Below are 10814 nucleotides of genomic sequence, written 5' to 3' on the forward strand. Positions count from 1 at the left end.
CTGCCCATAACGGAGCAAAATGCACGTCACACCGCAAGTCCGTGGCTGGTGAGATGCGGCATCACTCACGCAGTGTGACGTTTAGGACTTTGCTCTCGATCTTAACCATTTCTTTACTCGATGCTCTGGCGCGAGACGCCGTCTCGGAGATGTGATGGCTCCGGCCTGAAAGCCCTCACTCTCAGGCGGTCGAAAAGGAGTCACCTCCGTGATATCTCCAGTACGCGGCATCGCCGTGGCCGGCGTGGCCACGGCAATGCTCTTGCCCGCGGCCCCCGCCGCCCTCGCGTCCCCCGGCCCCGCATCCGCTCCGGCCGTCTCATGCGCGGCGACGCTGGCCGCGCCGACCCGCGAGGCGGCGTTCTCGGCGGCGGCCACGGCGGCCGGCGTCCCCGAGTCGCTGCTGAAGGCCGTGTCCTACATGCAGTCCCGCTGGGACGACCACGAGGGCCGCCCCAGCGGCGACGGCGGCTACGGGCTGTTCGACCTCGGCGCCGAGGCCCCCGAGGCCCGGGACGGCGCGGGCAAGGGCCGCGCGGCGCGGCCCGTGAGCCAGATCGACGCCGCGGCCGTCCTGACCGGCCTCTCCCCGGCCGCCCTGAAGCAGGACCCGAACGCCGGTGTCTGCGGCGGCGCGGCCCTGCTCGCCTCCTACCACCAGGGCGGCGACGGGCCGGGGAGCTGGCGCGGCGCGGTCGCCCGCCTCGGCGGCAAGAAGGACTTCGTCACGCAGGTGTACCGGACGTTGAAGAACGGCCAGAGCCGCCTCACCGAGGACGGCGAGCGGGTCACCCTGGCCGCCGACGCCACCGTCGCCGTGCCCGGCCAGGCCGCGGCGGAGGTCGACTGCCCGTCCGGCCTCGACTGCGAGTGGATCGAGGCGCCGTACGCCAAGGGCGACGCCACCGCCCCTGACGGCACCACCGACTACGGCAACCACGACATCGCCGACCGCACGGGGCCGGGCGGCCCCGAGATCCGGTACATCGTCATCCACGACACCGAGGGCTACTACGAGCCGAGCGTGCGGCTGGTCCAGGACCCTGCCTACCTGGCGTGGAACTACACGATCCGCTCCTCCGACGGGCACATCGCCCAGCACCTCGACCCCAAGGACGTGGGCTGGCACGCCGGCAACTGGTACGTGAACGCGCACTCGATCGGCATCGAGCACGAGGGCTTCGCCGGCACCGCCGCGTGGTTCACCGAGTCGATGTACCAGACCTCGGCCGCGCTGGTGAGGCATCTCGCCGCCAAGTACGGCATCCCGCTCGACCGCGCCCACATCATCGGGCACGACCAGGTGCCCGGGACACTGTTCGGCAACACCAAGAACGTGCACTGGGACCCCGGGCCGTACTGGGACTGGGACCACTACTTCGAACTCCTCGGCGCGCCCATCGGCGGCGAGCAGAAGACCACGGCGGACGTCGCGGCCGGTGACGTCGTCGAGGTGCGCACCGGCTACGCCGGCAACCCCCAGACCGTCACCGGGTGCGCGGCGGCCTCCCCGAACTCCCCCGAGTGCGTCCCCGGCGCGGGCACCAACTTCGTCCCCCTCCACCAGGCGCCCTCGCAGGACGCGCCGCTCGCCAAGGACCCGGGCTGGAAGCCGACCGGCGTGGACGGCACCACCTACGCCAGCGACATCAGCGCGCGCGTCACCTCCGGGCAGAAGCTCGTCGTGGCCCAGGTCCAGGGCGACTGGCTCGGCGTGTGGTGGGCCGGCTCGCTGACCTGGCTGCACAACCCCGCCGCGAAGCCCGTCGTGGTCCGCGCCCTGGCCAAGACCGTCACGGCGACGTCGGCGACGACACCGGCCGCCATCTACGGCCGCGCCTACCCCGAAGCGTCGGCCTACACCGGCACCGGCATCCCGGTGCAGGCGCTGTCGCCGCTGGAATACAAGATCCCGGCCGGGCAGGAGTACGCGGTCAGCGACGACGACGTCGTCACCGACTACTACCGCGCGACCACCTTCGACGGGTCCGCGCCCGGCGATCGCACCGACCTGAAGGGCCAGGATCGCTACTACCAGCTGTGGTACGCCCACCGGCAGGTGTTCGTCCGCGCCGCCGAGGTCGGCCTGCACGACGCCCGCAGGTCCGTGGTCACCGGCACCGCGCCCCCCGTCGTCAGCGGGACCCCCGCGGTCGGCCGGGAGCTCACCGCGTCCAGCGGCTCCTGGTCGCGGCAGGTCGCGGGCTTCACCTACCAGTGGTCGGCCGGCGGGTCGCCCGTCTCCGGCGCGACCGGCACGACGTTCCGGCCACGCCCGCAGGACCTCGGCAAGACCGTGACGGTCACCGTCAGCGTCGCCGACCCGTACTTCGCCGCGGCGTCGGCGACCTCCGCGCCCACCGCGGCGGTCGCGCCGGGGACGATCACGCCAGGCGAGCCGCCGGCCGTCACCGGCGTCGCCAAGGTCGGCCGCACGCTGACCGGCTCCCCCGGCACCTGGACGCCCTCCCCCCGCAAGGTCGCCTACCAGTGGCTGCGCGACGGCGTCCCCGTCAGGGGCGCCACCGGCCGCACCTACCACCTCAAGGGGCACGACCGCGGGGCCCGGATCTCGGTGCGCGTCACCGTGTCGGCGACCGCCTACGCCGACGCCACCGCGACGTCCAAGCCCACCGCCAAGGTCGGCCCGTCCGGGCACTGACCTGTAAGCAGCCGAAGGAGGGCGTCTCCGGTCCGCGGACCGGAGGCGCCCTCTTTCCCGTTCACGCCTTGACGCCGGCCCCGCACAGCGCGAGCTTCGCCCTGCACGCCACGGCCGCCGGGCCCCTGCCGCGAGCCCCGCCCTCGCCGGACCGCGCCCCGGCTCAGGAGTCGAAGCCGAGTCCCAGCCGGTCCAGGGTGCGCAGCCACAGGTTGCGGCGGCCCTGGTGGGCGTCGGCCTGGGCGATCGACCAGCGCGTGAGCTGGATGACGCCCGACCTGATCGGCTCAGGAGGGAACGGAACCGGCTTCTCGCGCACCATGCGCAGCTCGGTGCGCTCGGTGGGCTCCCCCTCCAGCAGGTCCAGCATCACGTTGGCGCCGAACCGCGTGGCCCCGACGCCGAGCCCGGTGTAACCGACCGCGTAGGCCAGCCGGCCACGGTGCGCCTTGCCGAAGAACGCGCTGAACCGGCTGCAGGTGTCGATCACCCCGCCCCAGCGGTGGGTGAAGCGGACCCCGGAAAGCTGCGGGAACGTCGTGTAGAAGTGCGCTGCCAGCTTGGCGAAGGTCGCGTCGCGCTGCTCGTACTCCTGCCGGACCCGGCCGCCGTTGTAGTACACGGCGTCGTACCCGCCCCAGAGGACGCGGCCGTCCTCGGTGAGCCGGTAGTAGTGGAACTGGTTGGCCCCGTCGCCGATGCCCTGCCGGTTGCGCCATCCGACGGAGGCCAGCTGCGCGGCCGACAGCGGCTCGGTCATCAGGGCGTAGTCGTACACCGGCACCACGAAGTTCTTCAGCCGGCCGAGCAGCGGCGGGAACACCCCCGTCCCGAGGGCGACCTTCGCCGCGCGCACCTTGCCGTGCGGGGTGGTCAGCTCGATGGCCGTCCCGTCGTCCCTGAGCGCGCGGACCGGGCTGCGCTCATGAATGCGCACCCCGAGCGAGAGGCAGGCCTCCCGCAGCCCCCAGGCCAGCCGGGCCGGGTCGAGCATCGCGCAGCCGTCACGGTCCCACAGCCCGCCCGCGTAGGTCGGCGAGGCCACCTCGGCGCGCACCTGGCCCTCGTCCAGCAGGCGGTGGTCCATGCCGAGCTCGCGGGCGATGCCGACGTCCTCGGCCATGCCGTCGAGCTGCCACGGCTCGGTGGCCACGTGCAGTTCGCCGGTGCGCTCGAAGGCGCACCGGATGCCGTGGCGGGCGACGGTCCGCTCGATCTCGTCCAGGTTCTCCCTGCCGAGCCGCACGAGCGTCGAGATCTCGTGCGGCCAGCGCGCCAGGCCGTTGGACAGCCCGTGGGTGAGGCTGGCGACGCAGAAGCCGCCGTTGCGCCCCGAGGCGGCCCAGCCGACGCGCCTGCCTTCGAGCAGGACGACGTCGAGCGAGGGGTCGCGTTCCTTGGCCATGAGGGCCGCCCACAGGCCGGAGAAGCCGCCGCCGACCACGGCCAGGTCGGCGGAGGTCTCCTCGAAGAGCCGCCGCAGCGGCTCGGGTTTGTCCGGACTGTCCAACCAGTACGGCTTACGCTCCGCGTCAGCCAGTGCTTTCAGCGGATCCACGAATTTCACGTCCCCACGAACTGCGTCGTATGTTCCGGCGGGGCATCGCGCCCTGTCCGCCGGGTGATGGTCTCCCGCGTCAGGTGCGACGCCGGGAGGTCACCGTGTTGATCACGGCGATCGCCACGCCGATCGCGAAGATCAGCGTGCCGAGGATGTTGACCTGCGGCGGGACGCCGATGCGGACGGCGCCGTAGATCCACAGGGGGAAGGTGGTGGTCGTGCCGCTGGTGAACTGCGTGATGACGAAGTCGTCGATCGACAGCGCGAACGCCAGCAGCGCGCCGGAGACGACGCCCGGCAGGATCATCGGGAAGGTGACCCGCCAGAACGTGATCCACGTGGAGGCGCCGAGGTCGCGCGCGGCCTCCTCCACCGAGCCGTCCAGGCCCACGACCCGGGCGCGCACGGTGACCGCGACGAACGACACCGAGAACAGCACGTGCGCGATGACGACGGTCCAGTAGCCGGTCCGCACGCCCAGGCTGACGAACAGCGACAGCAGCGAGGTGCCCATGACCAGCTCGGGCGAGGAGATCGCCGCGAACATGAGGAGGTTGGTGCCGCCCTGGCCCCGGAAGCGGTAGCGGCCGAGGGCGATGCCCATCAGCGTGCCGAGCACGGTGGTGACGGCCGTCGCGATCAACGCGATCGTGATCGAGTTCCACAGCGCGCTGGTGAGCTCGGGGTAGTCGCCGAGCCGTCCCCACCACTTGAGGGTGAAGCCCTGCCAGCTCACGTTCGACTTGCTCTTGATGTCGTTGAAGCCGAACACGATCATCACGACGATCGGGAGGAACAGCCACAGCAGCACGAGCCAGGTGTAGGCGAACAGCAGGCGCTCGCCCCGCCGGGCGCGCCCGCGGCGGCGCGGGCCCGGCGACGCCGGGGCGGTCTCGGCCGCCGCGGCGGGCGAGGTGTCGATCTGGCCGCTCATCGCGCCGCCGCCTCGAGGACGTTCTCGGTGCCGAGGGCCCGGGCGTAGGCGAAGATGCCGACGAGCATCCCCGCCATCAGCGTGAACGACAGCGCGGCGCCGACCGGGTAGTCGTTGTTCGTCAGGTACTCCGTCTGGATGATGTTGCCGATCATCGTGTTGGCCGGGCCGCCGAGGATCGCGGCGTTGACGTAGTCGGAGGTCATCGGGACGAAGGTCATGAGCACTCCGGCGAACACTCCCGGCAGGGACAGCGGCAGCACGATCTTGGTGAACGACTCGCGGGGGCTGGCGTACAGGTCGTGTGCCGCCTCCACCACGCGGGGGTCGACCCGCTCCAGCGCCACGTAGATCGGCAGGATCATGAACGGCATGTAGCAGTAGGTCAGGCCGCCGATGACCGCGGCCGACGTCGCCAGAATGTGGAAGTCGGCCGGCAGCAGCCCCACGTCCTTGAGCGGCTGGAGCAGGATGCCGTCGTCGGCCAGCAGGAACTTCCACGACACCGTGCGCAGCACGAAGGACACGAAGAACGGCAGCAGGACCAGCAGCAGGTACGTCGACTTGCGGGCGCCGCCCTTGAAGGCGATCCAGTAGGCCACCGGGTAGGCCAGCGCGATCGCCAGCAACGTGCCCGCCACGCCGTACCCGACCGAGCGCAGGAACTGCGTCTTGTACTGCACCAGCGCATCGGTGTAGTTGGCGAAGTGGAAGGTCTGGACGAAGCCGTACACGACGTCGCCCTCCTGGGTGGAGACCGAGGCCATGAACACCAGCGGGACCACCAGGAACAACGCCAGCCACAGCCCGCCCGGGAGGACCAGCAGGTAGGGAGCGAGCTTGCGTCGCATGACGCTAGCCCTGCGCGATCGGCTGGAAGATGCGCCCGAAGACCTTCTCCTCGGCCGGCGTCAGCGTCTTGTAGGAGCGCAACTTGGCCAGGTCGGCCTCGGACGGGAAGATCAGCGGGCTGTCGGCGAGCAGCTCCAGCGACTTCTTCTCCTCCCCGGTCGCCTTGCCGGCGTCGGCCTTGACGATCTGCTGGGCGCCGGGCACGGGGGTGATGTAGTTGATGTATTCGGCGAGGGCCGCCGCCACGTCGGGCTTGTAGGCGAAGTCCATCATGGCCAGGGCGTCGACCGGGTTCTGCGCCGTCTTCGGGATGCACATGTTGTCGGTCCAGATCGTGCCGCCCTCCTGCGGGATCACGAACCTGAGGTCCTGGCCCTCGGCGACCTGCTGGAACACGTCGCCCGACCATGCCATGCAGATCCAGATGTCGCCGCGGACGAGCGCGTCCACGTAGTCGTTCTCGTAGTACTTGCGGACGAGCCCGGCGTCGCGCTGCTGCTGGAGCTTCTGCCCGGCCTTCTCCCAGTCGGCCTGCGTCGACTTGTCCGGGTCGACGCCCAGCGAGAACAGCCCGAAGTTCGCGATCTCCTGGCTGTCGACCAGCATGCCGACCTTGCCCTTGTACTTGGGGTTCCAGAGCTCCTCGATGCTCGTGACGTCCCCGTCCACGTACTTGGGGTTGTAGGCGATGCCGGTGAGCCCCGACTGCCAGGGGATCGTGTAGGTGTTGTTCGGGTCGTAGGAGGGGCTCTTGTACTTGGCGCCCGCGTTGGCCGCGAAGTTCGGCAGCTTCTCGTGGTCGAGCGCCACCAGGTAGCCGAGCGCGATCGCCCGGTCCAGCTGGATGCCGTTGGTCATGACCATCAGGTCGTAGCCGATGTCCTGGCCCGCGGCGAGCTGCGGCTGGATCTTGCCGAACCAGGTCGAGTTGTCCTGGATGGCCTCCTGGTAGGTGACCTTGATCCCCGTCTCCTTGGTGAACCTCTCCAGGGTCGGGTACTTCTTGCCGTCCTTGTCGATGTACAGGGGCCAGTTGGCGAAGCGCAGCGTGCCGTTCTTCGTCTTGTCGGCCCAGTATCCGGCGGCCGCGCTCGGCTTGGGCGGCTCGACCTTCCTGCCCTGCACACCGCAGGCGGCGAGGCTCAGCGCGGCGGCGGACAGGCCGGCCATGCGCAGCGCGTCGCGCCTGGTCACACCTTCGCCGCCACTGTTCGCGGGCAGACCGCGACGCTGGGTCAGGCCACGCAGGAACGCGAGATCACGGGGAGGGGTCATGAGGTGGTTCAACTTCCTATCGCGTACGAGTGGTGCGGCTGCCAGGACAACCAGATGGAGTCACCGCGCTCCGCCGTGATGCTGCTGTCGTTGGCGTTCTGCTCGAAGACCGTGAACTCGGCCCCGCCGGCCAGGCTCACGGCGTAGCTGTTGTAGGTGCCGAGATAGACCACCTCGGCCACGGTGCCGCGTACGGCGCTGAGGCCCGCGGCCGGCTCCTCGTGCGAGATCCTGATCTTCTCCGGCCGCACGGTCACCTCGACCTCGCCCTCCAGCGCGGCCCCCTCGCCGACCGGCACCAGCACGCGGCCGCCCTCCCCCAGGCGCACCACCGCCACGCCGCCGCCGACCCGCTCGGCCGTGCCGGCCAGCAGGTTGGAGGTGCCGATGAACCCGGCGACGAACTTGGTCGCCGGCCGCTCGTAGATCTCCCTCGGACCGGCCAGCTGCTCGACCAGGCCGTCGTTCATGACGGCGATGCGGTCGCTCATCGTGAGCGCCTCGTTCTGGTCGTGCGTGACGTACACGAACGTGATGCCGACCTCCCGCTGGATGCGCTTGAGCTCGATCTGCATCGCCTGGCGCAGCTTGAGGTCCAGCGCGCCGAGCGGCTCGTCCAGCAGCAGCGCCCGCGGGTGGTTCACCAGGGCCCGCGCCAGGGCGACCCGCTGCTGCTGGCCGCCGGACATCTCGCGCGGCCGCCGCTTCTCGCGGCCGGTGAGATCGACGATCTCCAGCATCTCGCCGACCCGCCGCTTGATCTCCTGGTCGCCGACGCGCTTGCGCCGCAGCCCGAAGGCCACGTTCTCCCACACGTTCATGTGCGGGAACAGCGCGTAGGACTGGAAGACCATGTTCACGTCCCGCTTGTTCGGCGGGACGTCGGTGACGTCCCGCCCCTGCAGGCGCACGGCGCCCCGCGTGGGGTCCTCGAACCCGGCGATCATGCGCATGGTGGTCGTCTTGCCGCAGCCCGAGGGCCCCAGCATGGAGAAGAACTCGCCCTCGGCGATCGACAGGCCGACCCCTTTGACGGCCTGAACGACCTCACCGTGCGCTTGGTATTCCTTGACGACCCCGACGAGCTCGATGGCGGGCACCTGGGAGATGTCGGAGGCGGCCGCGGAGGCCGCCTCCTTGCCCGCCTGGATTTCCGTCATTCCAGGCCTATCCCTTACCTATGTCGGCCGCGTGCGCCGATGTAGTGCGTGTGGTGCTCGGTGATCACTCACCGATGTAGTGCATGACGTGCTTCACCCGGGTGTAGTCGTGCAGGCCGAAAACCGACAGGTCCTTGCCGTAGCCCGAGTGCTTGAAGCCGCCGTGCGGCATCTCCGACACGAACGGGATGTGGGTGTTCACCCACACCACGCCGAAGTCCAGCCGCCGCGACATCCGCATCGCCCGGCCGTGGTCGGAGGTCCACACCGACGCCGACAGGCCGAACCTGACGTCGTTGGCCTTGGCGAGCGCCTCGGCCTCGTCGCTGAACGTCTGCACGGTGATGACCGGCCCGAACACCTCGGTCTGGATCATCTCGTCGTCCTGCTGGAGCCCGTCGACCACCGTCGGCTCGAAGAAGTACCCCTTCTCTCCGACGCGCCGCCCGCCGGTGACCACCTTGGCGTGACCGGGCGCGCGCTCCAGGAACCCCTCCACCCGGGCGAGCTGCTGGGCGTTGTTGAGCGGGCCGTAGAAGGCGTCCTCGACGTCCAGGCCGCCGGTCCTGGTGGCCGCGGCCGCCTCGGCGAGGGCCGCGAGGAAGGGCTCGTGGATGCTCTCGTGGACCAGCACCCGGCAGGCCGCGGTGCAGTCCTGCCCGGCGTTGTACAGCCCGGCGCCCGCGATCGCCTCGGCCACGGCGGGGATGTCCCTGACGTCGTCGAAGACGACGACCGGCGCCTTGCCGCCCAGCTCCAGGTGCACCCGCTTGAGATCGTCGGCCGCCGACTTGGCGACCTGGACGCCCGCGCCCACCGACCCGGTGATCGCCACCATCGACGCCGACGGGTGCCCCACCACCTTGGCGCCGGTCTCGCGGTCGCCGACGACGACGTTGAAGACGCCGGGCGGGAGGATCTCGCCGATGATCTCGGCCAGCTTCACCGTGGACACCGGGGTGGTGTCGGACGGCTTGAGCACCACCGTGTTCCCCGCCGCCAGCGCCGGGGCGATCTTCCAGACCGCCATCATCAGCGGGTAGTTCCACGGCGTCACCTGGCCCACCACGCCGATCGGCTCGTGGCGGATCACCGAGGTGTGGTCGGCGAGGAACTCTCCGGAGGTCGGGCCCTCCAGCGTGCGCGCGGCGCCCGCGAAGAAGCGGAAGTGGTCGGCCGCGGGCGGGATCTCGTCCTCCGCCATGCGCGCACGCGGCTTGCCCGTGTTGCGGCACTCGGCCTCGACGAGCTCGTCGGCCCGCGCCTCGATGGCGTCGGCGATCTTCAGCAGGTGGCCGGCGCGCTCGCCCGGTGTCGTCATGCCCCACGAGGCGAACGCGGCGAGCGCGGCGGCGTAGGCCGCGTCGACGTCCTCCTGCCCGGAGACCGGAGCCTGGAGGTAGACCTCCCCGGTGCTCGGATCGATCACGTCGGAGAACTGGCCGCTCTTGGCGTCCGCGAGCTCACCATTGATGAAGTTCTGCAGACGGCTGGTCAACGTTGACCTCCTCTGGAGGTGGCTGAGTTGTCGCGACTCTGACAGAGGCCAGGGGCTACGACAAGGGATTTCGTCGCGAATATATCAAATTGCTACGAATTCGCTTGACAGAGCCCGATGAACTGACAACATGTCGCACCAGGACCGCAACATGGCGGGAACGACTGCGTAATCGCCGCGCTGTAGCGGGCTCGGGGTTCTGAGGAAGGACGCGGAGATGACGACGCCGCCCAAGGCGCGACGGGACAACAACCATCAGGACGCCAGACCGGGTCCGGTGGTGCTGGACGAGATCTCCAAGCAGATCATCGAGGAGCTGCAGGCCGACGGGCGCAAGCCCTACGCCGCCATCGGCAAGGCCGTCGGGCTCTCGGAGGCCGCCGTGCGCCAGCGCGTGCAGCGCCTCCTCGACGCCGGCGTCATGCAGATCGTCGCCGTCACCGACCCCCTCACCCTGGGCTTCCCCCGCCAGGCCATGATCGGCATCAAGTGCGAAGGCGACCTGGAGACGGTCGCCGACGAGCTGTCCTCCATCGACGAGATCGACTACGTCGTCCTCACGGCCGGCTCACTGGACATCATGGTGGAGGTCGTCTGCGAGGGCGACAGCCACCTTCTGGAGATCCTCGGCAAGATACGCGCCATCCCCACCGTCCGCGCCACCGAGACCTTCGTCTACCTCAAGCTGCGCAAACAAACCTACTCCTGGGGCACCCGCTGACCCCTCCCACCCCCCGAACCCCCCACTCCCAGCCCTCCAGCCCTCCTCAGCGCCCCACCGCTCATCCCCGAACCCCGCTTCCAGACCCCGGCTCTCCTGAGCGCCCCACCGCTCATCCCCACCCCTGAGCGCCCCCACCGCTCATCCCCAC

The 10814-nt window shown here is 70.2% G+C and carries 8 protein-coding genes; 2 read left to right on the forward strand and 6 right to left on the reverse strand.

The window, feature by feature from the left end; genetic code table 11:
* Positions 1 to 208 precede the first annotated feature (208 nt).
* Positions 209 to 2662 carry an N-acetylmuramoyl-L-alanine amidase gene (locus tag ACFO60_RS38000; protein ID WP_380851353.1) on the forward strand — a complete coding sequence of 818 codons (2454 nt, stop codon included), beginning with the start codon at positions 209 to 211 and terminating at the stop codon, positions 2660 to 2662.
* Positions 2663 to 2825: 163 nt separating this feature from the next.
* Here the strand turns inward: ACFO60_RS38000 and ACFO60_RS38005 are convergent, their stop codons facing one another.
* From ACFO60_RS38005 to ACFO60_RS38030, 6 genes are all read right to left on the reverse strand, one after another.
* Positions 2826 to 4220, reverse strand: a complete 1395-nt coding sequence (locus tag ACFO60_RS38005) for an NAD(P)/FAD-dependent oxidoreductase (protein WP_380851373.1) — start codon at positions 4218 to 4220, stop codon at positions 2826 to 2828.
* A gap of 79 nt (positions 4221 to 4299) precedes the next feature.
* Positions 4300 to 5157 carry an ABC transporter permease gene (locus ACFO60_RS38010; protein ID WP_380851356.1) on the reverse strand — a complete coding sequence of 286 codons (858 nt, stop codon included), beginning with the start codon at positions 5155 to 5157 and terminating at the stop codon, positions 4300 to 4302.
* Entirely contained in the window at positions 5154 to 6008 is an 855-nt protein-coding gene (locus ACFO60_RS38015; protein WP_380851359.1) for an ABC transporter permease, read from the reverse strand. The genes ACFO60_RS38010 and ACFO60_RS38015 overlap by 4 nt, the downstream gene beginning before the upstream one ends.
* Positions 6009 to 6012: 4 nt before the next feature.
* Positions 6013 to 7284 carry an ABC transporter substrate-binding protein gene (locus ACFO60_RS38020; protein ID WP_380851362.1) on the reverse strand — a complete coding sequence of 424 codons (1272 nt, stop codon included), beginning with the start codon at positions 7282 to 7284 and terminating at the stop codon, positions 6013 to 6015.
* A gap of 8 nt (positions 7285 to 7292) precedes the next feature.
* Positions 7293 to 8444 (reverse strand): ABC transporter ATP-binding protein, encoded by a 1152-nt coding sequence (locus tag ACFO60_RS38025; RefSeq protein ID WP_380851365.1) that lies wholly within the window; start codon positions 8442 to 8444, stop codon positions 7293 to 7295.
* Positions 8445 to 8508: 64 nt separating this feature from the next.
* Positions 8509 to 9942, reverse strand: coding sequence for a gamma-aminobutyraldehyde dehydrogenase (locus ACFO60_RS38030; RefSeq protein WP_380851368.1), 1434 nt, complete (start codon positions 9940 to 9942; stop codon positions 8509 to 8511).
* 217 nt (positions 9943 to 10159) lie between these two features.
* Here ACFO60_RS38030 and ACFO60_RS38035 point away from each other — a divergent pair, with 217 nt between their 5' ends.
* A complete protein-coding gene (locus ACFO60_RS38035) occupies positions 10160 to 10663 on the forward strand; it encodes an Lrp/AsnC family transcriptional regulator (protein ID WP_380851371.1) in 504 nt (167 codons plus the stop codon).
* The last annotated feature ends 151 nt before the right edge of the window (positions 10664 to 10814 follow it).

This window comes from Sphaerisporangium dianthi (assembly GCF_042654065.1).
Taxonomy (GTDB): Bacteria; Actinomycetota; Actinomycetes; order Streptosporangiales; family Streptosporangiaceae; genus Sphaerisporangium; species Sphaerisporangium dianthi.

Coding starts and splice junctions, on each gene's coding strand:
- ACFO60_RS38025 (WP_380851365.1), bottom strand. CDS start 8,444: ATGACGGAAATCCAGGCGGGCAAGGAGGCGGCCTCCGCGGCCGCCTCC.
- ACFO60_RS38020 (WP_380851362.1), bottom strand. CDS start 7,284: ATGACCCCTCCCCGTGATCTCGCGTTCCTGCGTGGCCTGACCCAGCGT.
- ACFO60_RS38010 (WP_380851356.1), bottom strand. CDS start 5,157: ATGAGCGGCCAGATCGACACCTCGCCCGCCGCGGCGGCCGAGACCGCC.
- ACFO60_RS38035 (WP_380851371.1), top strand. CDS start 10,160: ATGACGACGCCGCCCAAGGCGCGACGGGACAACAACCATCAGGACGCC.
- ACFO60_RS38015 (WP_380851359.1), bottom strand. CDS start 6,008: ATGCGACGCAAGCTCGCTCCCTACCTGCTGGTCCTCCCGGGCGGGCTG.